At 66.5% G+C, this 23,983-nt stretch carries 22 protein-coding genes; 8 read left to right on the forward strand and 14 right to left on the reverse strand.

What is annotated here, in order from left to right; translation table 11 throughout:
- Window positions 1–4 precede the first annotated feature (4 nt).
- The 4 genes from fliN to motA all read right to left on the reverse strand — a co-directional run bounded on the left by fliN (window position 5) and on the right by motA (window position 2,559).
- Window positions 5–334 carry a flagellar motor switch protein FliN gene (fliN, locus tag VQ042_RS05800; protein WP_331816517.1) on the reverse strand — a complete coding sequence of 110 codons (330 nt, stop codon included), beginning with the start codon at window positions 332–334 and terminating at the stop codon, window positions 5–7.
- A gap of 66 nt (window positions 335–400) precedes the next feature.
- Window positions 401–775, reverse strand: coding sequence for a hypothetical protein (locus VQ042_RS05805; RefSeq protein WP_331816518.1), 375 nt, complete (start codon window positions 773–775; stop codon window positions 401–403).
- Window positions 756–1,691, reverse strand: coding sequence for a FliM/FliN family flagellar motor switch protein (locus VQ042_RS05810; protein ID WP_331816520.1), 936 nt, complete (start codon window positions 1,689–1,691; stop codon window positions 756–758). The genes VQ042_RS05805 and VQ042_RS05810 overlap by 20 nt, the downstream gene beginning before the upstream one ends.
- Before the next feature lie 4 nt (window positions 1,692–1,695).
- Window positions 1,696–2,559 (reverse strand): flagellar motor stator protein MotA, encoded by an 864-nt coding sequence (gene motA, locus VQ042_RS05815; protein ID WP_331816522.1) that lies wholly within the window; start codon window positions 2,557–2,559, stop codon window positions 1,696–1,698.
- Window positions 2,560–2,737: 178 nt separating this feature from the next.
- On the opposite strand from motA, the gene VQ042_RS05820 reads away from it, so the two are divergent.
- The 7 genes from VQ042_RS05820 (at window position 2,738) to VQ042_RS05850 (ending at window position 11,639) form a co-directional block, all read left to right on the forward strand.
- Window positions 2,738–2,905: a hypothetical protein gene (locus VQ042_RS05820; RefSeq protein WP_331816524.1), complete on the forward strand. Its 168-nt coding sequence runs from the start codon at window positions 2,738–2,740 to the stop codon at window positions 2,903–2,905.
- Between the two features lie 2 nt (window positions 2,906–2,907).
- Window positions 2,908–3,633: a flagellar basal-body rod protein FlgF gene (flgF, locus tag VQ042_RS05825; protein WP_331816526.1), complete on the forward strand. Its 726-nt coding sequence runs from the start codon at window positions 2,908–2,910 to the stop codon at window positions 3,631–3,633.
- On the forward strand, window positions 3,630–5,009 hold the full coding sequence (gene fliI, locus VQ042_RS05830) for a flagellar protein export ATPase FliI (protein WP_331816528.1): 1,380 nt from the start codon (window positions 3,630–3,632) through the stop codon (window positions 5,007–5,009). Before flgF ends, fliI begins: the two co-directional genes overlap by 4 nt.
- A 90-nt stretch (window positions 5,010–5,099) precedes the next feature.
- Entirely contained in the window at window positions 5,100–5,618 is a 519-nt protein-coding gene (locus tag VQ042_RS05835) for a GbsR/MarR family transcriptional regulator (RefSeq protein WP_331816531.1), read from the forward strand.
- Complete coding sequence (locus tag VQ042_RS05840) at window positions 5,615–7,189, forward strand: efflux RND transporter periplasmic adaptor subunit (RefSeq protein ID WP_331816533.1); 1,575 nt, start codon at window positions 5,615–5,617, stop codon at window positions 7,187–7,189. The genes VQ042_RS05835 and VQ042_RS05840 overlap by 4 nt, the downstream gene beginning before the upstream one ends.
- Complete coding sequence (locus tag VQ042_RS05845; RefSeq protein ID WP_331816535.1) at window positions 7,186–10,392, forward strand: efflux RND transporter permease subunit; 3,207 nt, start codon at window positions 7,186–7,188, stop codon at window positions 10,390–10,392. Before VQ042_RS05840 ends, VQ042_RS05845 begins: the two co-directional genes overlap by 4 nt.
- Window positions 10,393–10,529: 137 nt before the next feature.
- Entirely contained in the window at window positions 10,530–11,639 is a 1,110-nt protein-coding gene (locus VQ042_RS05850) for a 5-methyltetrahydropteroyltriglutamate--homocysteine S-methyltransferase (RefSeq protein WP_331816537.1), read from the forward strand.
- Window positions 11,640–11,712: 73 nt separating this feature from the next.
- On the opposite strand, the gene VQ042_RS05855 is transcribed toward VQ042_RS05850, so the two are convergent.
- The 9 genes from VQ042_RS05855 to VQ042_RS05895 form a co-directional block, all read right to left on the reverse strand.
- On the reverse strand, window positions 11,713–12,708 hold the full coding sequence (locus tag VQ042_RS05855; protein WP_331816539.1) for an ABC transporter substrate-binding protein: 996 nt from the start codon (window positions 12,706–12,708) through the stop codon (window positions 11,713–11,715).
- A gap of 35 nt (window positions 12,709–12,743) precedes the next feature.
- Window positions 12,744–13,649, reverse strand: a complete 906-nt coding sequence (locus VQ042_RS05860) for an ABC transporter permease (protein ID WP_331816589.1) — start codon at window positions 13,647–13,649, stop codon at window positions 12,744–12,746.
- A 62-nt stretch (window positions 13,650–13,711) separates the two neighbouring features.
- Window positions 13,712–14,662: an ABC transporter permease gene (locus VQ042_RS05865; protein ID WP_442880040.1), complete on the reverse strand. Its 951-nt coding sequence runs from the start codon at window positions 14,660–14,662 to the stop codon at window positions 13,712–13,714.
- A gap of 39 nt (window positions 14,663–14,701) precedes the next feature.
- A complete protein-coding gene (locus VQ042_RS05870; protein ID WP_331816541.1) occupies window positions 14,702–15,517 on the reverse strand; it encodes an ABC transporter ATP-binding protein in 816 nt (271 codons plus the stop codon).
- A gap of 16 nt (window positions 15,518–15,533) precedes the next feature.
- Window positions 15,534–16,985, reverse strand: coding sequence for a dihydropyrimidinase (hydA, locus tag VQ042_RS05875; RefSeq protein ID WP_331816543.1), 1,452 nt, complete (start codon window positions 16,983–16,985; stop codon window positions 15,534–15,536).
- On the reverse strand, window positions 16,982–17,347 hold the full coding sequence (locus tag VQ042_RS05880) for a type II toxin-antitoxin system PemK/MazF family toxin (RefSeq protein WP_331816545.1): 366 nt from the start codon (window positions 17,345–17,347) through the stop codon (window positions 16,982–16,984). Before VQ042_RS05880 ends, hydA begins: the two co-directional genes overlap by 4 nt.
- Window positions 17,344–17,565: an antitoxin MazE-like protein gene (locus tag VQ042_RS05885; RefSeq protein WP_331816547.1), complete on the reverse strand. Its 222-nt coding sequence runs from the start codon at window positions 17,563–17,565 to the stop codon at window positions 17,344–17,346. Before VQ042_RS05885 ends, VQ042_RS05880 begins: the two co-directional genes overlap by 4 nt.
- A 35-nt stretch (window positions 17,566–17,600) precedes the next feature.
- Window positions 17,601–18,965 carry a Zn-dependent hydrolase gene (locus VQ042_RS05890; protein ID WP_331816549.1) on the reverse strand — a complete coding sequence of 455 codons (1,365 nt, stop codon included), beginning with the start codon at window positions 18,963–18,965 and terminating at the stop codon, window positions 17,601–17,603.
- 31 nt (window positions 18,966–18,996) lie between these two features.
- On the reverse strand, window positions 18,997–20,325 hold the full coding sequence (locus VQ042_RS05895; RefSeq protein ID WP_331816551.1) for an aspartate aminotransferase family protein: 1,329 nt from the start codon (window positions 20,323–20,325) through the stop codon (window positions 18,997–18,999).
- Between the two features lie 176 nt (window positions 20,326–20,501).
- On the opposite strand from VQ042_RS05895, the gene VQ042_RS05900 reads away from it, so the two are divergent.
- Window positions 20,502–21,164: a TetR family transcriptional regulator C-terminal domain-containing protein gene (locus VQ042_RS05900; protein WP_331816553.1), complete on the forward strand. Its 663-nt coding sequence runs from the start codon at window positions 20,502–20,504 to the stop codon at window positions 21,162–21,164.
- A gap of 39 nt (window positions 21,165–21,203) precedes the next feature.
- Here the strand turns inward: VQ042_RS05900 and VQ042_RS05905 are convergent, their stop codons facing one another.
- Complete coding sequence (locus VQ042_RS05905) at window positions 21,204–23,648, reverse strand: putative bifunctional diguanylate cyclase/phosphodiesterase (protein ID WP_331816554.1); 2,445 nt, start codon at window positions 23,646–23,648, stop codon at window positions 21,204–21,206.
- Window positions 23,649–23,983 lie beyond the last annotated feature (335 nt).

The raw sequence follows: 23,983 nt of genomic DNA on the forward strand, positions 1-23,983 counted from the left end.
ACGATCAGGCTGCCCGCTGGTTCTTGGCGGAAATCCGCGCGCCCGGCTTGGCGACTTCCGTCAGCGTGACGCCGAAGCGCTGCTCTTCGTTGTCGAGGACGACGATCTCGCCGCGCGCGATGACCCGGCCATTGATGATGACGTCGACCGGGTCGCCGACCTTGCTCTCCAGCTTGACCACCGCACCACGGCCCAGGTCGAGCACCTCGGCGACGGTCATGCTAGTCGAACCGAGCACGATGTGCATCGTGACCTGCAGATCCTTCACCAGGTCCAGGTCCATACGGCCGGAGCCCACGTCGGCGCCGGCGGTGGCGAAGTTCTCGTCGGTCATGTTCGTCCTCGGTCTTCTGCCGGCCGCATCATGCGGGGCGTGTCACACAGTAGTGATCATTCGGATCTAGCGGGCCAGACTGGCGTGAAGCCTGCGATCGGACCATTCCCCTGCGGGCTGCAGGACATGATGGATGCGCGCCGTGTCTGCACGCAGTGGCTGGGGGTCCGCTTTGGCGATCAGGTTCTCCAGCCGCGCATGGGCGTCGTTGGCCTCCGCGACCCGTGCCTCCAGGCGGCGTAGAGTCACGATGCCATCATGCTTGAGCCCGACGACGGCGTCGGCCGCGCGCGTGATTGCAGCATCGGCCCGCGAAAGCGCCTCCGACAGGCTGCTTTCGGAAGAGCGCAGGATCCGCAGTTCCCGCTGCATGCGCGAGCAACGGAACGCCGTGACGACCAGCGCCGCGACGAGAGCGAAATCAGTCAGATAGGATATCATCAATGAACTCCTCGGCGGGATCGATGCGTTCCTCGATGCGGACCACGTAGGAATCGCGCGACCGGCCCATATGGGCGCGGAACAGCGGCTGGTCTTCGCACTCGATCGCGATCAGGCTGTTGGCGCTGACGTCCAGCGCGATGGTGTCACCGACGCTGAAGCTGGCGATCGTCCCGAGATCGACCTTCTTCTTCGTGACGATGGCCTTGAGGCGCAGATCGCTCTTGGCAAAGCTCTCCTTGATGGCGTTCGACCAGCTTTCCTCGCGGTCGGGTGGCGGCATCTTCGGCGGCTCGCGCAGGAACCGCAGATGCGGCGCGAACAACGCGCCCGGCAGGGCAAAAGTGATCGTTGTGGAGAGCGACGCGACCGTGAGGTCGAAGCGGAACAGGATGAACCTATCGGTCTCCCCGCCGAGATGCTCGCCCAGTTCGGCCGCGGTGACGATGCTGCCCACCGACAGGCGCAACTCGCCGATCATGTCGAACACCGACAGTGCCGCGTCGGCCATCGTTGCCAGTCCCAGCTTGACGATGCTGCGGTCGAGATCGGTCGGCGGCCGCGGCGGCGTGCCCGAGGGCGACGGCTCGGCGGCGAAGAGCGCGGAGATCAGTGCCTCGAGCGCCTCGTGGTCGAGCATCGCATAGCCTGGGCTGCGAAAGCGCGGCGAGGACAGCAGCGCGTACATGCCGCTGGCAGTATCCTCGTCGTCGAGATCCGGTGCGAAGTCGGATTCCACTTCGCGCAGGGTCAGGTCGATGCTCGCGCCGGCGATCGCTTCGATCCTGGTCGCCGAATTGGCAGCCCAGGTCTCGGCCATGTGCTTCAGGCGCGGCAGGCGCCGTGGTTCGAATTCGGCGGCATTGCGCAGGCGTTCGCCGACATCCGCACCGCTGATCTGTTCGGTCTGGCTCATCGGATCAGGCTCCTGCACCGGCGCCGATTGTCTCGGTCTCGACCTGGTCGATGGACGGACGGTCGTAGGCGGAGATGGTCTTGCGGCCGTATTCGAGAGCGACCTGCGGGATGGCGCCGTTCATGTAGGCGATCAGGGTGGAGCGCACGATGACGAAGACCCGGATGTTCCGCTCGCGCACCGACTTCACCTTTGTCGCGATCGGGCCGACGACGCCGTAGGAGAAGAAGATGCCGGCGAAGGTGCCGACAAGTGCGGCGCCGATGAGGTGGCCGAGTACTTCCGGCGACTGGTCGAGGGCGCCCATGGCCTTGATGACGCCGAGAACGGCGGCGACGATGCCGAGCGCGGGCAGGCCGTCGGCCATGTCCTGGAGGGCGTTCTTGGGCTTGAGCCGGTCCGAGGAGATCGTCTGGATCTCCTCTTCCATCAGCGACTCGATCTCGTGGGGCCGGGCATTGCCGATGATGATGAGGCGGCAATAGTCGCAGATGAAGTGAACGAGGGCCTCGTCCTTCATCAGCTCGGGATAGGCCTGGAAGATCGGCGATTCCTTCGGCTCGTCGATATGCGCCTCGACCTCGCCGCGCGACTTCGACCGCATCTCGCGCATCAGCTGATGCAGGAGCGCCAGGACCTTCAGATAGTCGTTCTGGGTGGGGACCTTGTTCTTGAAGGCCTCCATCACGGCCTTGCCCGTGTCCTTGACCACCTTGGTGGGGTTTGCGACCAGGAAGGTTCCGATCGAGGACCCCAGGATGATGACGTACTCGAACGGCTGCACGAGAACGGCGAGATGGCCACCCATGGCGACAAAGCCGCCGAGAAGGCAGCTCAAGGTGACGATCAGTCCGACTAGAATGCCCATGCGGCCCCCGAATGCGAATGTTGCTGACCACCGGTAGGAAGTACCGCTTGTGCGAGGCTTGCTGTCCGGCGCATCCACCGCTCCATTCGTGCGGAACGGACGGACGGTGCCCGGCGACAGGCTGGCGCAAGGGTCAGCCCGGATTTTCCCGGCATACGCACTTCTACCGGAGGCCCGCATGCCGGCCGCAACCACCCGTTCGACATTCCTCTATCGCGACATGCCCGGCGCCGTGACCCGTTCGGCCGGACGGGCGCGCATCGAACGCGTTCTCGACCGTCCTGCGGGCTGGTCGTCCGGATCGGCTGCCGCCGCGAGCCGTCTCGAAGACAGTCGGGGTATCTGACGATGGAAACTGCACTTCCGGTCGCGCTCTCGGCGCAGCTCGCCATGTCGAAGCGGCTCGACACTATCGCCCACAACGTCGCGAATTCGCGGACCACAGGCTTTCGTGCCGAAGAGATCAAGTTCGAGGAACTGATCTCGATGAGCGCGCCCGAGCCGGTCTCCTTCGCATCCGAGGGCACCACCTATTTCTCGACCCGCTCCGGCGAGATGACCCAGACGGGCAATCCGCTGGACATCGCCGTCGACGGCGACGGCTTCCTCGCCTTCCAGGGTCCCAACGGCCCGGTCTATACCCGCGACGGACGCATGCGGATCACCGCCGAAGGCATGGTGGAAACCCTCAACGGGTACCCGCTCGTCGATGTCGGCGGCGCACCGCTGCAGGTCGACCCGAATGCCGGTCCGATCACCGTCACCCGCGACGGCATGATCAGCCAGAACGGCGCGCAGGTCGGCGCCGTCGGTCTGTTCCAGCTGCCGGCCGGCGCAAAACTGACGCGCTTCGAGAATTCCGGCCTGATCCCGGATCAGGCCGCGATCCCGGTTCTGGAATTTGCCGATCACGGCGTGATCCAGGGGTTCCAGGAGGGCTCGAACGTCAATCCCATACTCGAGATCAGCCGGCTGATCGCGTTGCAGCGCGCCTTCGAGAACGCCTCGAACCTCGTGCAGAGCTCCGAGCGCACGCTGGATAGCGCGATCAAGACCCTCGGGACCAACTCGTGACGGCGGCATCGGGGCATGATGCGAGCCCGCCGCGGCTCGACGATCACTGCCTTTCGATCACGGGACACATCATCGACGTCTCGCCCCAGGCCTTCCGCGTGGCGGGTCTGTCGCCCTTCGTGCGGCTCGGAGACCGCATCGCCTGTCCGGGCGATGACGGCGACGCGATCGGCGAGGTCGTGCGCATCGAGCAGGGCAGCCTGACCGTCAAGCCCTTCGCCAACCGCTTCGTGCGCGGCGTCAAGGCACCGGCCCGCCAGATCGGCCCCTTCATGGTCTCGCCGGCCCGCAGCTGGAAGGGCCGCGTGCTCGACGCCTTCGGCCGGCCGACCGACGGCAAGGGCCCGGTCACCGAGGGCGACGATCCCCGCCGCGCCGACGCACCGCCCCTGCCGGCCATGCAACGGGGCCGCACCGGCAAGCCCGTCGCCACGGGCGTGCGCGCCCTCGACATCTTCACACCGCTGGTGCGCGGCCAGCGCATCGGCATCTTCGCCGGTTCCGGCGTCGGCAAGTCGACGCTGATGAGCATGCTGGCCCGCGCCAAGGGCTTCGATACGGTCGTCGTCGCCCTCGTCGGCGAGCGCGGCCGCGAGGTGCGCGAATTTCTCGAAGAGACGATGGCGGGCAACCTGTCCAAGGTCGTCACCATCGTCGCCACCGGCGACGAGAGCCCGATGATGCGCCGTCTGGCCCCGCGCACGGCGACCAGCGTCGCCGAATATTTCCGCGACCGCGGCGACAGCGTCCTTCTGATCGTCGACAGCGTCACCCGCCTCGCCCATGCGGCCCGCGACGTGGCGCTGGCCGCCGGCGAGCCGCCGGTGGCACGCGGTTATCCGCCCAGCGTCTTTTCGGAACTGCCCCAGCTTCTGGAGCGTGCCGGACCAGGCCTCGAAGGGTCGGGTTCGATCACCGGCATCTTCTCGGTGCTGGTCGATGGCGACGACCACAACGACCCCATCGCCGACGCCATCCGCGGCACGCTGGACGGCCATATCGTGCTCGACCGCGCCATCGCCGAACAGGGCCGCTTCCCGGCGGTCGACGTCCTGAAGTCGATCTCGCGCCTGGCCGACCGTGCCTGGAACCCCCAGGAACGCGAGCTGGTTAGCCGCCTGCGCAGCATGATCTCGCGCTACGAGGACACGCGAGACCTGCGCCTTCTGGGCGGCTACCAGCGCGGCAGCGACCAGACGCTCGACCAGGCGGTCGATCTGGTACCGCATGTCTACGACCATCTCGTGCAGCATCCCGAGGAGGGGCCCTGCAAGCAACCCTTCGAGGATCTGAGCGCGCGGCTGAAAAAGAGCTTCCAGCCGCCGGTTCCGGCCACGGCCGCAGCTCCGGTTCCTGCGAAGTCCGCAGCGGGGTAGACTGTGCCATCGGCGGCATTCAGCGGGCCGCTGACCGATTTGCGGCCGTTCAGTCTTGATTGAACGATGCGACCCGCTTAACTGCGCCGCATGAACATCGCACTCGATACGCAAGCCGTCTCCGGCCACGACAGCGGCGTCATCCGCGCAAGCTTCGTCGACCGGATGGGCAACCACATGGAAGCCGAAGGCCTGCCGCGGATCGCCGGCCGGCTGTTCGGCCTCCTGATCCTCACGCCCGAACCGGTAAGCTTCGGCGCACTTGCCGAGACCCTGCAGGTCAGTCGCGGCTCGATCTCGACCAATGCGCGGCTTCTGGAAGGGAAGGGCCTGATCGAACGCGTCGCGATGCCCGGCGATCGCCAGGATTTCTTCCGTCTCGCCGAACGCCCCTATGCGAACATGATGTTCGGGATCATCGCGCGGATGCGCGAGACGTTGACGACCATTGCCCAGACTGCCGACGCCCTGCCCGACGGCAATGATGTCGCACGAGCCCGCCTTGACGAAGCGCGTCTGTTCTTCGAAACGGCCGTCGCCGGCTTTGCAGAGATCGCCGCGCGCCTGGCGGGCTCCGCCGCACGCGCGCAAACCCCGGACGGACAATGACCAGCAGCGACGACAACCGGACACAGACACCGGCCGCCGACACCGTGCCTGCGGGCAGGGAACCGAGATCCTATGCCGGCTGGCTTGCGGCGCTGTTCGTGCTCGCCCTCGTGGCGTGGATGGGCTCGGGCTATCTCTACCCTGCCGAAGAGGTCGCCGAGGCGCCGCAAGCGCGCCAGCAGCAGCCCTTCACCGTCGAGGCCTTCCGCTCGACCGCCGAGGCCGTGACCCAGTTCGTTGCCGCCGAGGGCCAGGTCTCGCCTGACCGGATCACGCCCGTGCGGGCCAAGGTCGGCGGCACGGTCGAGGAAATCCTCGTCGCCAAGGGCGACTTCCTTGACGAAGGCACCCTGATCGCGCGCATCGCTCTCGACGATCGCGGCGCACAGGTCGCTCAGGCCGAAGCCGAGCTGTCGCGCCGGCAGGGCGAGTACGATCGCGTGTCGGGGCTGGCCAATCGCGGCTATTCGACCGCCGCCGAGGTCGAGGCCGCGCAGGCGGAACTGGCGAGCGCCCGGGCCGCGCTGGCGGCAATCCGGCAGACCACCGGCGATACCGAGATCCGCGCGCCGATCACCGGGGTCCTCGACGATTTCGACCTCGATCTCGGCGAATTCGTTGCCGCGAGTGCCGAAGTCGGCACGCAGATCGACATCGATCCGCTGACCGTCGACGTCCAGATCGCTCAGCAGAATGTCGGCAAGGTCCGGGTCGGACAGCCCGCCGCGGTCACCTTCATCACCGGCGAGGCGCGCGAGGGCACGGTGCGCTACATCGCGGCGAATGCCGACGCGGCGACACGTACCTTCCCGGTCGAGGTCGTCGTGGCCAATCCCGATCGCGACATCCCTGCCGGCATCTCGGCGCAGGTGCGCATCCCGACGGGCGAAACGCCGGCGCACTTCATCTCCGCGGCACTGCTCGCGCTCGGCCCGGACGGCACACTCGGCGTCAAGGCTGTGGACGAGGACGAGACGGTCAGCTTCCATCCGATCGAACTCGTGCGCGCCGAGACCGACGGCATCTGGGCGGCGGGACTGCCGGAAGAATTGCGCATCATCTCCGTTGGCCAGGGCTTCGTGGCGGCCGGGGAGACCGTGCGGGTCGTTGCGCCCGAGCCCGGGGAGCCGGAGGCAGCGCCCGATGCGCAGATGTCCCTGCCCGAACCCGCGCCGGACATTGTCGGCGAAACCGCCGGCGCGGCGGGCGTCGAGGGGATCGTCGCACAGGGTGACGCCGACGCGGACGCACCGGAAGACGCCGAAGCAACTCCTTCCGCGCCTGAGAACGCCAACGCCCAGGCGGAGGCCGGCCTGGAAACCGCCTCCCTCGACGGCGAGCCGGCATCCCGCGCCGAAGTGTCGCTGGATGACCTGCCGGTGCGAGTGCTGCAGCAACGGCTGGCGACACTCGGCTATTCGCCCGGTGTGGTCGATGGCGTCCTGGGGGCCTCGACCCGCTCGGCGATCCGCGACTATCAGCGCGACAACGGCATGGAAGTCACCGGGGAGGTCACGCCTGCCCTTGCCGGCGCCCTGCTTGTCGGCGGTGCCCCGGAGACCGGCCAGTGAGAACGCTCATCGACGCCGCCTTCGATCGCTCACGCACGGTCCTTCTGTTCCTCATCCTGGTGCTGATCGCCGGGATCGTGGGCTATCAGGCGATCCCGAAGGAATCCTCGCCCGACATCCCGATTCCGGTGATGTATGTCAGCGCCGTGCTTGAGGGGATCTCGCCGGAGGACAGCGAGCGCCTGCTGGTTCGGCCGCTAGAGACCGAGCTGTCGTCACTCACCGGTCTCGACGAGATGGAGGCGCATGCCTCGGAGGGCTTCGCCTCGGTGCAGCTGAGTTTCGAGGCGGGCTTCGACGCCGACGAGGCGCTGACCGACGTCAAGGACGCGGTCGATCGCGCCAAGCCCAACATGCCGGCCGAGGTCGACGAACCGGTGGTCACCGAGGTGAACACCTCGCTGTTCCCGATCCTGACGGTCGTCTTGTCCGGCCCGATCCCCGAGCGCTCGCTGGTCAATATCGCCAGCGACCTGCAGGACGATCTGGAGGCCCTGTCGGGCGTTCTGGAAATCGACATCGGCGGCGAACGCGAAGAGCTGATGGAGGTCCTGATCGACCCCACGGTGTTCGAGACCTACAATCTGTCCTTCGACGAACTCGTCAGCCAGATCAGCCGCAACAACAGGCTGATCGCCGCCGGCGCCCTCGACACCGGGGCTGGCCGCATCGTGTTGAAGGTGCCCGGCCTGATCGAGGACGCGCAGGACGTCCTCGACCTGCCGATCAAGGTCGACGGGTCGACGGTGCTGACCTTCAAGGACGTGGCGATCGCCCGGCGCACCTTCGAGGACCCGCAGGGATTTGCCCGCATCGACGGCGAGCCGTCGCTAGCGCTGGAAGTGAAGAAGCGGTCCGGCGCCAACATCATCGAGACCGTGGCGGCCGTGCGCGAGGTGGTGGCGCGCCACCAGGAAGCCTGGCCGGAGACGGTGGGCGTGCGCTACCTGCAGGACGAGTCCGAGCAGGTGCAGACAATGCTCGGCGACCTGGAGAACAACGTCATCTCGGCCATCGTGCTGGTGATGATCGTCATCGTCGCGGCACTCGGCTTCCGCACCTCGGTGCTGGTCGGGCTGTCGATCCCCGGCTCCTTCCTCGCCGGCATCGCGATCCTCTGGCTCGCCGGCTACACGATGAACATCATCGTCCTGTTCTCGCTGATCCTCGTCGTCGGCATGCTGGTCGACGGCGCGATCGTGACGACCGAGCTGGCCGACCGGCGGCTGCTGGAAGGCGCCTCGCCGCGCGAGGCCTACCGGCAGGCGGCGCGGCGCATGGCATGGCCGATCATCGCCTCGACCGTGACGACGCTGGCGGTGTTCCTGCCGCTGCTGTTCTGGAGCGGGATCGTCGGCGAGTTCATGAAGTTCCTGCCGATCACGGTGATGATCACCCTGACGGCCTCACTGTTCATGGCGCTGGTGTTCATCCCGGTCCTGGGCGGCATGATCGGCAAGGCGCAGCCGATGCCGGCACGCCAGCGCGCCGCACTCGAAGCGGCCGAGACCGGCGACATGTCGCAGATCGGCGGCTGGACCGGCACCTATCTGCGGGTCCTGCGCGGTGCCGTGAAGGCCCCCTTCGCGACCCTGGTCATTGCGATCGTCCTGCTCGTCGGTGCGTTCTTCGGCTATGCGCAATACGGCAAGGGCGTCGAGTTCTTTCCGTCGATCGAGCCGGAGTTCGCCCAGGTGCAGATCCGCGCCCGCGACAATTTCTCGATCTTCGAGCGCGACGCCCTGGTGCGCCGGGTCGAGAACCGCCTGCTCGGCATGGAGGAGGTGCAGACCGTCTATGCCCGCACGCTGAGCGAAGGCGGGGCGCGGCAGGTCGGCGCCGACGTCATCGGCACCATCCAGCTCGAACTCGACGAATGGGACAAGCGGCGCCAGGCGACCGCGATCTTCGACGACATCCGGGCCCGCGTCGCCGACATTCCCGGCATCACCATCCAGGTCCAGCAGGAGCAGAACGGCCCGGCCAGCGGCAAGCCCGTCAACGTCAAGCTGCTCGGCCCCTCGCTGGATACGCTGGCCGAAGGCATCGCCACGACCCGCGCGCTGATGGAGGAGATCGGCGGCTTCACCGACGTCACCGACACAAGGCCCCTGCCCGGTGTCGAATGGCAGCTGCAGGTGAACCGCGAGGAGGCGGCGCGCTACGGCGCGGACGTCTCGTTGCTGGGGCAGGCGGTCCGGCTGCTGACCGCCGGAATCGAGGTCTCGAACTACCGGCCGGAAGATGCCGGCGGTGACGGCGAGGTGCCGATCCGCGTGCGCTTCCCGGCCGGCGACCGGACGCTGGAGCGGCTGCAGGACCTGAGGATTCCAACCTCCCAGGGGCTCGTGCCGATCCGCAACTTCGTCTCCTTCGAGCCGGCGCCCAGGGTCGGCACGATCATCCGCATCGACCAGCGCCGGGTCATGGCGGTGGAAGCCGACGTCGTCGAGGGGCTTCTGGTCAACAACCAGATCGTCAGCCTTCGGCAGGCGCTGGAACAGGCCAACCTGCCCGCCGGCGTCGATTTCCGCTTCGGGGGCGAGGCGGAGGACCAGGCCGAGGCGATGAGCTTCCTCGGCGGCGCCTTCGGCGCGGCGATCTTCCTGATGTTCCTGGTGCTGGTGACCCAATTCAACTCGATCTACCAGGCCATCCTGGTGATGAGCGCGATCGTGTTCTCGACCGCCGGCGTCTTCTACGGCCTCCTGCTCACAGGCCGGCCGTTCGGCGTGGTGATGGGCGGCATCGGCGTGATCGCGCTCGCCGGCATCGTGGTGAACAACAACATCGTCCTGATCGACACCTACAACGACCTGCGCCGCTCGGGCCAGCCGCCGCTGGAGGCGCTGCTGCGTACCGGCGCCCAGCGCCTGCGGCCGGTGTTCCTCACCTCGATCACCACCGTCCTCGGCCTGATGCCCATGGTGATCGGGGTCAATATCGACTTCATCAACCGCACCATGGCGTTCGGCGCGCCCTCGACCCAGTGGTGGACGGAACTGTCGAGCGCGATCGCCGGCGGCCTGACCTTCGCCACGGTGCTGACCTTGGTGCTGACGCCGGCTCTGCTGATGCTGGGCGAGTGCCTGGTCGCGTGGTTCCGGCGGCGGCGCGGCGAGGATGTGCCGAGCCCGCTTCTCGGTGATCCGCTGGCCAAGGGCGCCAGAGTGCATGGAAGCGGCGCCCCGGCTACCGCCTGACTGACGGAAAGAGCGCGGCCGATCGCCCGTCCGGATCGGCCGCGCCCTTTACAAGCCGGCCGATCCGCTCACATGGCCCCGGTATCAGCACGGTGTTCGCCCTGCCCTCTCCCATGACAGACGAGCCGGATAACCCCATGAAACCTCCCTTCAAGGCCGACCATGTCGGCAGCTTCCTGCGGCCCGAACGCCTGGCTGCGGCTCGCGCCCGGTTCCAGGACGGCAAGATCGCCAGGGAGGAACTGCGCGACATCGAGGATTCCTGCATCGCCGACCTGGTGCGCCGGCAGGAGGATGTCGGCCTGCGCGGCATCACCGACGGCGAGTTCCGCCGCACCTATTTCCATGTCGACTTCCTCGAACAGCTCGACGGCGTCGACGTCACCTATGGCGAGTTCAAGAACGCGTTTCGCAAGGATGACGGCACGGCGGTCGGCTTCGCCCCGCCGACGATGCACATCAGCGAACCCGTCCGCCATGCCGGTCCCATCCAGGGCGCCGACTTCGAATACCTGAAGACCCAGACGCGCCAGACCCCGAAGGTCACGATCCCGGCGCCGTCCATGCTGCATTTCCGCGGCGGCCGCGACGCGATCTCCCGGGACGTCTATCCCGACCTCGACCAGTTCTACGACGATCTGAGCGCCGCCTACCGCGCAGAGATAAGGGACCTGGCCGATCGCGGCTGCCGCTATCTGCAGATGGACGACACCAACCTCGCCTATCTCTGCGATCCCGCAATCCGCGCCAGCACGGCCAGGCGCGGCGACGACCCGGACGCGCTGACGCGCCTCTATTGCCGCCTCGTCAACGACGCCATTGCGCAAAGGCCCGACGACATGGTCGTCGCGGTGCATCTGTGCCGCGGCAACTTCAAGAGCGCCTGGGTCGCCGAAGGCGGCTACGAGCCGGTGGCCGAGATCCTGTTCAACGAGATGGCGGTCGACGGCTTCTTCCTGGAATATGACGACGAGCGCTCCGGCGACTTCGCGCCGCTGCGCCACATCCCGTCCGGAAAGACGGTGGTGCTTGGCCTGATGTCCTCGAAATCCGGGACCGTGGAGCCGGCCGATCTCGTCAAGCGGCGCATCGACGAGGCGGCGCAATTCGTCGACCTCGACCAGTGCGCACTCTCCCATCAGTGCGGCTTCTCCTCGACCGCCCATGGCAACGACCTGTCCGACGAGGACCAGTGGCGCAAGCTCGACCGCTGCGTCGCCATCGCCCGCGACGTGTGGGGCGACTGACCGGCCCCACCACGCAAAAGGCCGGGGACACGCCCCGGCCTTTCTCGACTGGTTGGGTTTGACCGCCTTGCGGTCATTCCATCTCGGCGGCCTTGTCGGTGACGACGCTCGTCCAGGCGCCTTCCGGCGCCTTGGTGATCACCGGGTCAGAGCCGCCCGACATCAGGACGCCGACGGTGTTGTCGGCCGCCGCCGTGTCCAGCACCCCGTCATCGCCGAGAAGCTTCGCGATCTCGCCCATCATGAAGGTCTGGTGCTCGATGGTCTGGGCGCCCGTCATGTCGTTGTCGAGCACGATCCCGGCGGCCTCTTCGGGATTCTCGGCGGCGTAGGCCCAGCCTTTCATGGATGCCTTCACGAAGCGGGCATAGGCGTCGACCATCTCGGGCTTCTGCAGATCCTCTTCCAGCACGTAGAGCCCGTCTTCCAGGGTCGCGACGCCCTGGTCGGTGTAGTTGAACACCACCAGTTCCTCGGCCGGGATGCCGGCATCGAGAACCTGGCCGTATTCGTTGTAGGTCATGGTGGAGATGCAGTCGGCCTGCTTCTGGATCAGCGGGTCGACGTTGAAGCCCTGCTTGATCACCGTGACGCCGTCTGCGCCGCCCTGCGTCGAGAGGCCGAGCTGCGACATCCAGGACAGGAACGGATATTCGTTGCCGGAGAACCAGACGCCGAGGGTCTTGCCCTTGAAGTCCTCGGGATCCTCGATCCCGGTCTCCTTGCGGCAGGTCAGCATCATGCCGGAGCGCTCGAAGGGCTGTGCGATATTGACCAGCGGAACGCCCTTTTCACGGGCGGCGAGCGCCGATGGCATCCAGTCGACGACGATGTCGGCGCCGCCGCCGGCCAGCACCTGGACCGGGGCAATGTCGGGCCCGCCCGGCTTGATGGTGACGTCGAGATCGGCCTCTTCGTAGAAGCCCTTCTCCTGGGCGACGTAGAAGCCCGCGAACTGCGCCTGCGTGACCCATTTGAGTTGCAGGGTCAGGGCATCCTGCGCCATTGCCGGCATCGCCAGGCCGAGACCTGCCAACGCCATCGTGGCACCTGCCAGTAGCTTTCTCATGCACATTCTCCTTTGCTGCTGCGTTGCGTCACCGCCTAGCCCTTGCGGTAGGACGGATGCCAGAATGTCACGATCCGCTCGATGACGGACAGGATGCCATAGGTCAGCGAGCCGGCCAGCGCCGCCACCGCGATCTCGGCCCAGACCATGTCGGTGTTCATGCGGCCGATCTCGGCCGAGATGCGAAAGCCCATGCCGACGATCGGCGTGCCGAAGAACTCGGCCACGATTGCACCGATCAGGGCGAGGGTCGAGTTGATCTTCAGCGCGTTGAAGATGAAGGGCATCGCCGCCGGCAGCCGCAGCTTGAGGAGGCTCTGCCAGGGTCCTGCGCCATAGGTGCGCATCAGGTCGCGCTCCATGGCGCCGGCGGCCGAGAGCCCGGCGACGGTGTTCACCAGCATGGGGAAGAAGGTCATCACAACGACCACGGCGGCCTTGGACGGCCAGTCGAAGCCGAACCACATCACCATGATGGGGGCGACGCCGACGATGGGCAGCGCGGAGACGAGGTTGCCGACGGGCAGCAAGCCGCGCTTGAGGAAGGAGGAGCGATCGACCAGCACGGCGACCGCGAAGCCGCTGGCGCAGCCGAGGCCGTAGCCCACGACCACCGCCTTCAGGAAGGTCTGGACAAAGTCCGCCCACAGGATCGGCAGCGAGTTCGCGATCCGTACGCCGATGGCGGACGGGGCCGGCAGCAGCACGATCGGCACCTGCATCGCCCGCACCAAGAACTCCCAGAGGAACAGCAGCGAGACGCCGAAGACGAGCGGAATGACGACCTGCAGCGCGGTGCGGGCCATCCGGCCTTGCGGCTCGATGGCCGCGAGATTGACGGTCAGCCGCCAGGAGGCGAACCAGAAGGCCAGGATGGCGAGGACCAGCAGCGGGCCGCGCTGGTCCACCCCGAGCAGTGCCAGGGCGGCGATCGCGGCCATGGCGGACAGGCCGCCGGTCAGGGCGATCGCGCCCGGGCCCTGGCCGACGAGGTTCCGGGCGCTCATGGTCGGGCTCCCATGCGCTTCAGCGAGGCCTTCTCGCCGAGCCCGATCAGCCAGACGAGGATGCCGGCCATGATCGCGGCGGCGGCGAGCGCCGACCAGATCTGGATCGTCTGGCCGTAATAGGAGCCGGCGAGCAGGCGCGCGCCGAGGCCGGACACGGCGCCGGTGGGCAATTCGCCGACGATGGCGCCGACAAGGGCGGCCGCCACCGCCACCTTCATGGAGGTGAACAGGAACGGCATCGACGCCGGCCAGCGCAGCTTGACCAGCGTCTGGCTGCGCGTGGCCGAATAGGTGTGCATCAGGTCGATCAGCATGGCGTCGGGCGAACGCAGGCCCTTCACCATGCCCACGGCCACGGGAAAGAAGGACAGATAGGTGGAGATGATCGCCTTGGGCAGCAGGCCGGTCACGCCGACGGAATTGAGGACGACGATCACCATCGGTGCGATGGCCAGGATCGGGATGGTCTGCGACGCGATGATCCAAGGCATCAGGCTCTTGTCGAGCGTGCGTGAATGCAGGATGCCGACCGCCAGGAGCACGCCCAGCGCGGTACCGATCACGAAGCCGAGCAGCGTGGACGAGAGCGTCACCCAGGCGTGATAGAGCAGCGAACGCGGCGAGGACGGCTTGACGCCGACGGTGGTCTTCCAGATCTCGACCACGATCTGGTGCGGCGCCGGCAGCACAGGACGCTCCGCCGACCACGTGGCCGCGATCGTGTCGCCGACACCATAGGGCGCGCCGGCGCGCTCGAGCTTCACCGTCTCGGTCGCCCAGTTCATGCCGATGGCAGCGAGATACCAGATGGCGAGGATCGCCAGGACGACCGTGAGCACCGGCACGGTCCGCCCGTCGCGCATGCGCCGCCCCAGCCGCCGCAAGGGGCCGGCATAGCCAATCGCCGCACCCGGCTCGGCAATGCGGGTGGCGGGCGACGTCATGGCCCACCCCGGATCGATTGCGGGCCTGCGAAACTCCGGTCAGTCATAGCCGTGCCCTGCCCGCAGTCCCTCGCGCACCCTGTGGGCAATGGCGAGGAATTCCGGCGTGTCGCGGATGTCTAGCGGGCGGTCCGGCCCGAGATCGCAGTCGATGATCTCGTGGATGCGGCCGGGCCGCGGGCTCATCACCACGATCCGCGTCGACAGGAACACCGCCTCGGGGATCGAATGGGTGACGAAGACCACCGTCTTCCTGGTCTTAGCCCAGAGCTTCAGGAGTTCCTCGTTGAGATGGTCGCGGACGATCTCGTCGAGCGCACCGAAGGGCTCGTCCATCAGGAGCAGGTCCGGATCGAAGCACAAGGCGCGGGCGATGGAGGCGCGCTGCTGCATGCCGCCGGACAATTGCCAGGGATATTTGCGGCCGAAGCCGGCCAGGCCGACGAGTTCGAGATTGACGTCGATCCGCCGCTGCCGCTCGGCCCTGTCGAAGCCCATGATCTCCAGCGGGAGGGCGACGTTCTTCTCGATGGTGCGCCAGGGATAGAGCGCGGCGGCCTGGAACACGTAGCCATAGGCCCGCGCCTGGCGCGCCTGGTCGGGCGTCATGCCGTTGACCGAGACCGACCCCCCGGTCGGCTGTTCCAGATCGGCGATCACGCGCAGCAGCGTGGTCTTGCCGCAGCCGGACGGCCCGATGAAGGAGACGAACTCGCCAGCCTCCACGGTGAGGTCGATGCCCTTCAACGCATGGACCGGCGTGTCGGCGGTCTCGAAGACGAGGTCGAGATTGCGGGCTTCGATGACCGGTTTGGATGCGGGGGTAGCCGCGTCCTGTCCGATCGGGCGGGGCATGGTCTGGCTCAACCCGTCAGACCCCGCTCGCCGGAATACCGGTGCGTTCGACCTTCCTTGGCGCGGTGAGTTCCTTCCAGGTCGAGAGCGCCTTCGATACTGGGGCGCTCGCCGGCCGTTCGACGAAGCGGCCATTGCCCTTGTCCGCCCGCACGTCGCCTTCCTTGTAGGCGAGGCGCCCGCGCGAGAACGTCATGACCGGCAGGCCGGTCACTTCGATGCCCTCGAAGACGTTGTATTCGATCACCGATTTCTGGGTCCTGGCCGAGATGGTCTTGGTGGCGGCGGGGTCGAAGATCACCAGATCCGCGTCGGCACCGACCAGGATCGCGCCCTTCTTGGGATAGATGTTGAGGATCTTGGCGATGTTGGTCGAGGTCACGGCGACGAATTCGTTCATCGTCAGCCGCCCGGTGCCGACGCCCTTGGTCCAGAGCACCGCCAGCCGGTCTTCCAGGCCCCCGGTACCGTTGGGAATCTTGGTGAAGTCGCCGAGCCCCATGCGCTTCTGCTCGTCGGAGAAGGCGCAATGGTCGGTCGCCACCACCTGCAGGGAACCGGCGGCGAGACCGGCCCAGAGCGAATCCTGGTTCTTCTTGTCACGGAAGGGCGGCGACATCACGCGGCGGGCGGCATGCTGCCAGTCGGGATGGAAATATTCGCTCTCGTCCAGCACCAGATGCTGGATCAGCGGCTCGCCATAGACGCGCATGCCATTCTGGCGGGCCCGGCGGATCGCCTCATGGGCCTGTTCGCAGGAGGTGTGGACCACATAGAGCGGCACGCCGGCCTGGTCGGCAATCATGATGGCGCGGTTGACGGCCTCGCCCTCGACCTCGGGCGGGCGCGAATAGGCATGGCCCTCGGGCCCGTTGTTGCCCTCGGCCAGCAGCTTCTGCTGCAGGAAGGCGACGACGTCGCCGTTCTCGGCATGGACCAGCGGCATGGCGCCGAGCTCGGCGCAGCGGGTGAAGGACGCGAACATCTCGTCGTCATTCACCATCAGCGCGCCCTTGTAGGCCATGAAATGCTTGAACGTGTTGATGCCGGCCTCGACCACCTTGGGCATCTCGTCGAAATATTTCTGCCCCCACCAGGTCACGCCCATGTGGAAGGAATAGTCGGTCCGCGCAGGGCCGGCCTTCTGGAACCAGGTCTGCAGCGCGTCCATCGGGCCCTGGTCGGGGGCCGGCAGGCAGAAATCGACGGTCATGGTGGTGCCGCCGGCCAGCGCCGCCGCCGAGCCGGAATCGAAATCGTCCGCCGAATGGGTGCCCATGAAAGGCATTTCCATATGGGTGTGCGGATCGATGCCGCCCGGCATGACATAGGTGCCGGACGCGTCGATCACCTCGTCGCCGGACAGATCCGGACCGATCGCCGCGATGGTATCGCCATCGATCAGGATATCGGCCTTGTAGGTGAGATCGGCCGTGACGATCGTGCCGCCCTTGATGACTGTGGTCATGAAAGTTTCCCTATCGCTGATACGATGGCGGCGGTCGGAGCCAGACCAAGAACGTTGATCACCGCGATGTTGAGGCGATCAATGTCGTCCTTGCCGAGTTGACCGATCCGTCGACCCAATTCGTTCGGCAGCGCTGCTCCAAGACGCTCAAGCATCGCTTCCGAGGTTGCATGCAGCCCGTTCTCGTCCGACGGCTCTATCCGAATGCGACCAAGCCGCGCGTCTACGACCGTGCTCGTCAGAGGGCACAAGATGACCGGACGATCCAACTGCAGAAACTCATCGGCCGTAAGAATGATGGCCGGACGCGGCTTTGAAGCCAGGCCACGCGTCGAGACGGTAAATATGTCGCCACGCTTCACGACGCATCATCATCCCAGAGGTTGCCGCGGACAGCGACGACCCATTCGTCGATATCGGGATCGTTGCGATCCGCCTCGGTTATTGCATTCAATTCCCGTCTGACTTCCGTACGATAGGCTTCACTGTCTCGATCGATCACCCACACCTCAAGCTGCCGGTAGCCCTTCGCCCGAAGCTCGGCCCGCTCGGCGTCCGTCATTTCCTTCGGCCTGCCCATCCCGATCACCTCCGGCTGTGTGACCTGCCCCGATCCTACTCCACGATCCCGGCCGTCTCCACCACGGCGCGCATCAGGACATTGGCGCCGGCCGTGGCCCATTCCTTCGAAATCTCTTCCGCCTCGTTGTGGGACAGCCCGTCGACGCAGGGGCACATGACCATGGCGGTCGGCGCGACGCGGTTGATCCAGCAGGCGTCGTGTCCGGCGCCGGACACGAGGTTGCGGTGGGAGTAGCCGAGCGCCTCGGCAGCGTCGCGCACAGCCTTCACGCAGGTTTCGTCGAAGGTCACCGGATCGAAATGGCCGACCTCGTCGACCGAGACGTCGATGTCGAGAGCGTCCGCGATCNAGCCGAGCGCCTCGGCAGCGTCGCGCACAGCCTTCACGCAGGTTTCGTCGAAGGTCACCGGATCGAAATGGCCGACCTCGTCGACCGAGACGTCGATGTCGAGAGCGTCCGCGATCAGGTCGATGCCGTCCTCGATGCGTTCGCGCATCGTGTCGAGGGTCTGCTTGGACGGCGAGCGGATGTCGATGGTGAAGACGCAACGGCCGGGAATGATGTTGCGCGAATTCGGATAGACGTTCATCTGACCGATCGTGCCGACGGCGTTGGGCTGATAGTCCATCGCCACTTCGTGGACCAGTTCCGTCACCCTCGCCATGCCGAGGCCGGCGTTGCGGCGCTTGGGCATCGGCGTCGAGCCGGTGTGGCTTTCCTTGCCGGTCAGGGTGACCTCGAGCCAGTACAGGCCCTGGCCGTGGGTGACGACGCCGATGTCGATCCCCTCGTCCTCCAGGATCGGCCCCTGCTCGATATGCAGTTCGAAGAACGCCTTCATCTTGCGGCTGCCGACCGGCTCGTCACCCTGCCAGCCGATCCGCTCGAGCTCGTCGCCGAAGCGCTTGCCGGCGGCGTCCTTGCGGTCCTTGGCCCACTCTTCCTCCAGGACGCCGGCAAAGACACCGGAGGCCAGCATGGCGGGGGCGAAGCGGGTGCCCTCCTCGTTCGTCCAGTTGGTGACGACGATGGGATGCTTCGTGCGGATGTTGAGGTCGTCGAGGGTGCGGACCAGTTCGAGGCCCGCCAGCACCCCCAGAACGCCGTCATACTTGCCGCCGGTCGGCTGGGTATCGAGATGGCTGCCGACATAGACCGGCAGCGCATCGGGATCGGTGCCCTCGCGGCGGGCGAACATGTCGCCCATCGTGTCGACGCCCATGGTCAGGCCGGCCGCCTCGCACCAGGACCGGAACAGCGCCCTCCCCTCGCCATCCTCGTCGGTCAGCGTCTGGCGGTTGTTGCCGCCGGCAATGCCCGGCCCGATCTTCGCCATCTCCATGATCGTGTCCCAGAGGCGGTCGCCGTCGATCTGGAGATTGGTGGCTGGGCTCATGGGGTGATTCTCTCGATAGGTTGCGTTGCCGTCAGGCGAGGGTTTTCAGGATGCTTCGCAGCGTCTCGACGATCTCGCCGATCTGGTCCTCGGAGATCATCAGCGGCGGCGACAGGGCGATGATGTCGCCGGTCGTGCGGATCAGCAGCCCCTTTTCATAGGCTTCGAGGAAGGCCGAGAAGGCCCGCTTGGTCGGCTCCCCGGCGATCGGCTCCAGCTCGATCGCGCCGATCAGGCCGATGGTGCGGATGTCGACGACATGGGGCTCGCCCTTCAGCGAATGGATTGCCTCGGCCCAGACCGGCTCGAGGGCCTTCGCCCGCTCGAACAGCCCGTCTTCCTTGTAGGTTTCCAGCGTGGCGAGGCCTGCCGCCGCGGCGATCGGATTGCCGGAATAGGTATAGCCGTGGGCGAACTCGATCAGATGCTCGGCGCCGCCCATGAAGGCGTCGTAGATATCGTCCTTCACATAGACCGCGCCCATCGGGATGACGCCGTTGGTCAGTCCCTTGGCCGTGACCATGATGTCCGGCGTGACGCCGAAATAATCGGCGGCGAACGCCGTGCCCATGCGCCCGTAGCCGGTGATCACCTCGTCGAAGATCAGGAGGATGCCGTGCTGGTCGCAAATCTCGCGCAGGCGCTTCAGGTAGCCCTTCGGCGGCGGCAGAACGCCGGTGGAGCCGGCCACCGGCTCGACAATGACGGCGGCGATGGTCGAGGGATCGTGCAGGGCGGCGATGCGCAGCAGATCGTCGGCCAGTTCGGCGCCGTGCTCGGTCTCGCCCCGCGAATAGCCGTTCCTCGCCGGATCGTGGGTGTGGCGCATGTGGTCGACGCCGGTCAGCAGCGTGCCGAACATCTTGCGGTTGCCGACGATGCCACCGACCGAGATGCCGCCGAAATTGACGCCGTGATAGCCGCGCTCGCGGCCGATCAGGCGGAAGCGCGAGCCGTCGCCCTTCGCCCGATGGTAGGCAAGCGCGATCTTCAGGGCGGTGTCGACCGACTCGGAGCCGGAATTGGTGAAGAACACATGGTCGAGGCCGGACGGCGCGATCGCCGCGAGCCGGGAGGCCAGTTCGAAGGCCTTGGGATGGCCCATCTGGAAGGCCGGGGCATAGTCGAGCTCGGCCGCCTGTTTCTGGATCGCCTCCACGATGCGCGGCCGGCAATGCCCGGCATTGACGCACCACAGCCCCGCTGTCCCGTCCAGCACCTGCCGCCCGTCGGACGTCGTGTAGTGCATGTCCCTAGCCGCGACGAACATGCGCGGCGTCTGCTTGAACTGCCGGTTCGCCGTGAACGGCATCCAGAAGGCTTCGAGATTGTTGGGCGCGATCGTCGCGTGCTCGTTCATCGGCTGCCGCCTCAAAGGGACCGATCCGGGGGCCGGAGCGTCCGAAATCTTGACTAAATGGTCAAAAGCGAGGCTAGAAGGTCGACAGGAACCGGTCAAGCACCGTGCTGAAGAACTGCGCACGATACCGCAGTGCAAAACAGGCGGGCAATAGCCGGGCGAAAAGGGCTGGAAGCGTGGACCAGGCAGTCGAGCATTCCGGGAACGAACCGACCAGCGGTGACCGCCAGCCGACCCGCATCCAGGCGATCAATCGCCAGATCATCCTCGACGCGGCGCTGGAGGTCTTCTCGGTCAACGGCTTCCGCGGCTCGACCGTCGACCAGATCGCCGCGCGGGCGAAAATGTCGAAGCCCAATCTCCTGTATTATTTCCGCCGCAAGCAGGACATCTACCGGGCGGTGCTGGAGCACACGCTGGACGACTGGCTGGCGCCCCTGGAGTTGCTGGACGCCGATGGCGATCCGATCGAGGAGCTGCGCCGGTACGTCTCGGCCAAGCTGGCGATGTCACAAGCCAATCCGGCCGCCTCGCGCCTCTTCGCCAACGAGGTGCTGGCCGGCGCGCCGGTCGTGGGAGACTTCCTGCGGACGCGGCTGAAGCAGCTGGTCGGCGAGAAGGCCAGGGTAATCCGGAATTGGGTCGACCGCGGCCAGCTCGCACCGGTGGACCCGCACCACCTGATCTTTATGATCTGGGCGACGACTCAGCACTATGCCGATTTCGACGTTCAGATCCGGGCCATCCTCGGCAGCCAGGTGGATGCGCCCGGCTTCAGGGAGCAGACCGCACAGGCCGTCCTGACGGTGGTCCTCAACGGGATCCGACCCCGCGATTGACACAGCTTCAGAGGATCCAGCGTGGGATCCGTCGGCCGCTCAGGCTGCAGCGGCTGCTCTTGCCGGCGTATCGTCCTGCCCGAGGGTCAGCTCCTCGAACTCGCTCGGCCAGCGTTCGGCGATCTCGACAAGCATTTTCGACAGGTCCGATGCAGGGCGCGGCCGGGAGAAATAGTATCCCTGCATCTCGCGGCAGCCTTCCGCATAGAGGATGCGCATCTGCTCGGGAGTCTCGATGCCCTCGGCGATGACGCGCATGTCGAGCGCATTGGACAAGCCGATGACCGAGCGCACGATGGCGATGTTCTCGGGGCGGGACATGTCCCGCACGAAGGACTGGTCGATCTTGATCTTGTCGAAGGGGAACCGATTCAGATAGCCGAGCGAGGAATAGCCGGTGCCGAAATCGTCCATCGAGATGGTCAGGCCCATGCGCCGGAATTCCGTCAGGATCGACAGGACCTTGTCGCCCTCGTCGAGGAACAGGGATTCGGTCACCTCGATCTGCAACCGCGAGGGCTCAAGCCCCGATTGGGTCAGCACACGGCGCACATCGGCGACGAGGGTCGGGCTCTTGAACTGCACCGCAGAGAGGTTGACGGAGATGACGAGGTCGTTGACCCAACCTGCTGCTTGCTGGCAGGCGGTTTCCAGCGCCCACAGACCGATCGACGAGATGAGGCCGGTCTCCTCGGCCAGCGGAATGAAGGTCGCCGGGCTGATGCGGCCGCGCTCCGGGTGGTTCCAGCGCAGCAGTGCCTCGAAGCCGCTGATGGCGCGGCGCCCGGTATCCACGAAGGGCTGGTAGAACAGCTCGAACTGCTTCTCCTCGATCGCCCGTTGCAGGTCGATCTCCAGTTCGCGACGCTGCTGCAGCTTCTGGCGCATGCTCGGCTGGAACATGCGGTAGCTGCTGCCGGCGGACTGCTTGGCCTGGTACAGGGCCAGGTCACAGTTCTGCAGCGCGATGGCGGCGTCAAAGCCGGTGTGGCGTTTGCCGCCCGTCACATACAGCGCCCCTACGCTGCCGGCAGCGCTGATGTGGCGGCCATCCACCTCGAAGGGCTCGTCGAAGCTGGCGACCACCGTGCGCGCCAGTTCCTCGGCATCGGCGGCAGAGCGCCCGCCGAGCAGGACGACGGCGAATTCGTTGCCGCCGAGCCGCGCAACAGTCGCCTTGGGTCCGGCCTGCTGGACCAGACGCGCGCCGCACTGCCGCAGCAAGGCATCGCCGACCGGATGGCCATAGGTATCGTTGATCGTCTTGAAGCCGCGAATGTCGACGACCGCCACGGTCAGCGCCTTGCGGCTCCGATTCAGGGCCTCGTCGAGGATTTCGGCGAAGACGCCGCGGTTGGGCAGTTCGGTCAGGGCGTCATGGCCGGACAGATGCTGCAGGCGGCGGGCGATCGCCTCGCGCTCGGTGATGTCCTCGAAGGTGATCAGCAGGCCATCGCCGGTCATGCCGCGCCGCTTCACTTCCATGATCCGGTTGTCGCCGACTTCCTGCACGTGCGACGTGGTGTCGTTGGCAGCCACGCGGCCGGTCAGACGCTGGTCGGTGAAGAATTCCCGGGCATTCGTTCCCGGTGGATACGAGCCGAACAGCTCCGTGAAGGTCTCGTTGCACAGGATCATGCGCTTCTGGCCGTCGAGCATGCAGAGCGCCTGCGTCATGTTGTTCAGCGCCGCGGTCAACTGGTCCTGCTGCTTGTCGAGCCGGCCTGCCATCAGGCCGACCTTGTCGCGCATCATCGCCTCGAGCTTCTGGCAGTGCTCCTGCATCTGCCTGAGCGCATTCAGGACGTCGCGCACCTCGCCCGGCCCATGGGGCTCGACCATGTCGCAGTCGGCACCACTGGCCAGATTGCGGGCGAGACCGGAAACCCGCCGCAGCGAGGCGCCAACGGAGCGCGACAGAAAGACGGCGAAGCCGGCCATGCCGAGGAGGATGGCCGCGAGGCCTGCGAGATTGCGGTACCGCGCGCTTTCGATGGCATCCACGGCCTCGAGCTTGGTCTGGCCCAGTTCCTCGCTCACCGCCCCCACGGCACGATCGAGGACAAGGGCGGCGCTGGCGATCTCGCGTGCGGCCATGCGCGACGACATGTTGCCACCCGAGGCCTCGAGCCGGCTCAGCGGATACACGAGTTCGGACAGGATGGCCTTGACCGAGGGCGAACTGGACTGGGCCAGGGCGGCGCGCACGTCTGCCTTGATCGAGGTGATCGTCTGCATGACCGGATCGAGCGCGCGCTGCGTCCCATCGCCGGACGCCGCATCGTCGCCCGCCAGGCTGACGGCCAGCGCATCCGTCTTGCCCCTGGCAACCTGCAGCCGTCCCAGCGGGTCGATCCCGCCCTCATAGAAATTCTGCGCGAAACCGAGGGAAACCGACTGCGAATGATAGGAGAATGCGGCGAACAGGAGCGCCAGGATCGCGAAGATCGAACTGCCTATGATGAGGCGAAGATGGATCGACATACAGCTCAATTCCCAATCGCGGCAAAGTCCGGGCGAAGCGATTCCCGGCACGCCGGTGTCGGTTCTGGCAGAAGATTACTTCGCCGAGGTTACTTCACGGTTACGTGAGGGTCTTCGGCGCGAAATATCTTCTCCAACCACAACCGATCCCTCTTGCCGAATGCCGCGCGGACGCCAGGATCTTTCGCGAACTGACGTGGCACGGGCGACGACGGATGATCCGCCGTCCAGGAGGTGCGGTACAGAATTACCGTGACGCGTGGCGAGGCCGCCGTCGTGTTCTGCCCCCGGCATCGGGCCAACTCGGGCGCGACCACGAGTTCGCCCGGTCCGTC

Origin of the sequence: Aurantimonas sp. A2-1-M11 (genome assembly GCF_036549475.1) — a bacterium.
In the GTDB taxonomy this organism is placed as follows: domain Bacteria; phylum Pseudomonadota; class Alphaproteobacteria; order Rhizobiales; family Rhizobiaceae; genus Aurantimonas.

Bases quoted from the DNA above. Each gene is read 5' to 3' on its own strand.
- VQ042_RS05805 (WP_331816518.1), bottom strand. From the start codon at position 775: ATGATATCCTATCTGACTGATTTCGCTCTCGTCGCGGCGCTGGTCGTC.
- flgF (WP_331816526.1), top strand. From the start codon at position 2,908: ATGGAAACTGCACTTCCGGTCGCGCTCTCGGCGCAGCTCGCCATGTCG.
- VQ042_RS05835 (WP_331816531.1), top strand. From the start codon at position 5,100: ATGAACATCGCACTCGATACGCAAGCCGTCTCCGGCCACGACAGCGGC.
- VQ042_RS05860 (WP_331816589.1), bottom strand. From the start codon at position 13,649: ATGGCCGCGATCGCCGCCCTGGCACTGCTCGGGGTGGACCAGCGCGGC.
- VQ042_RS05895 (WP_331816551.1), bottom strand. From the start codon at position 20,325: ATGAACGAGCACGCGACGATCGCGCCCAACAATCTCGAAGCCTTCTGG.
- VQ042_RS05840 (WP_331816533.1), top strand. From the start codon at position 5,615: ATGACCAGCAGCGACGACAACCGGACACAGACACCGGCCGCCGACACC.
- VQ042_RS05870 (WP_331816541.1), bottom strand. From the start codon at position 15,517: ATGCCCCGCCCGATCGGACAGGACGCGGCTACCCCCGCATCCAAACCG.
- VQ042_RS05885 (WP_331816547.1), bottom strand. From the start codon at position 17,565: ATGGGCAGGCCGAAGGAAATGACGGACGCCGAGCGGGCCGAGCTTCGG.
- VQ042_RS05905 (WP_331816554.1), bottom strand. From the start codon at position 23,648: ATGTCGATCCATCTTCGCCTCATCATAGGCAGTTCGATCTTCGCGATC.
- VQ042_RS05810 (WP_331816520.1), bottom strand. From the start codon at position 1,691: ATGAGCCAGACCGAACAGATCAGCGGTGCGGATGTCGGCGAACGCCTG.
- VQ042_RS05820 (WP_331816524.1), top strand. From the start codon at position 2,738: ATGCCGGCCGCAACCACCCGTTCGACATTCCTCTATCGCGACATGCCC.
- VQ042_RS05855 (WP_331816539.1), bottom strand. From the start codon at position 12,708: ATGAGAAAGCTACTGGCAGGTGCCACGATGGCGTTGGCAGGTCTCGGC.
- motA (WP_331816522.1), bottom strand. From the start codon at position 2,559: ATGGGCATTCTAGTCGGACTGATCGTCACCTTGAGCTGCCTTCTCGGC.
- hydA (WP_331816543.1), bottom strand. From the start codon at position 16,985: ATGACCACAGTCATCAAGGGCGGCACGATCGTCACGGCCGATCTCACC.
- VQ042_RS05865 (WP_442880040.1), bottom strand. From the start codon at position 14,662: ATGACGTCGCCCGCCACCCGCATTGCCGAGCCGGGTGCGGCGATTGGC.
- VQ042_RS05850 (WP_331816537.1), top strand. From the start codon at position 10,530: ATGAAACCTCCCTTCAAGGCCGACCATGTCGGCAGCTTCCTGCGGCCC.
- fliN (WP_331816517.1), bottom strand. From the start codon at position 334: ATGACCGACGAGAACTTCGCCACCGCCGGCGCCGACGTGGGCTCCGGC.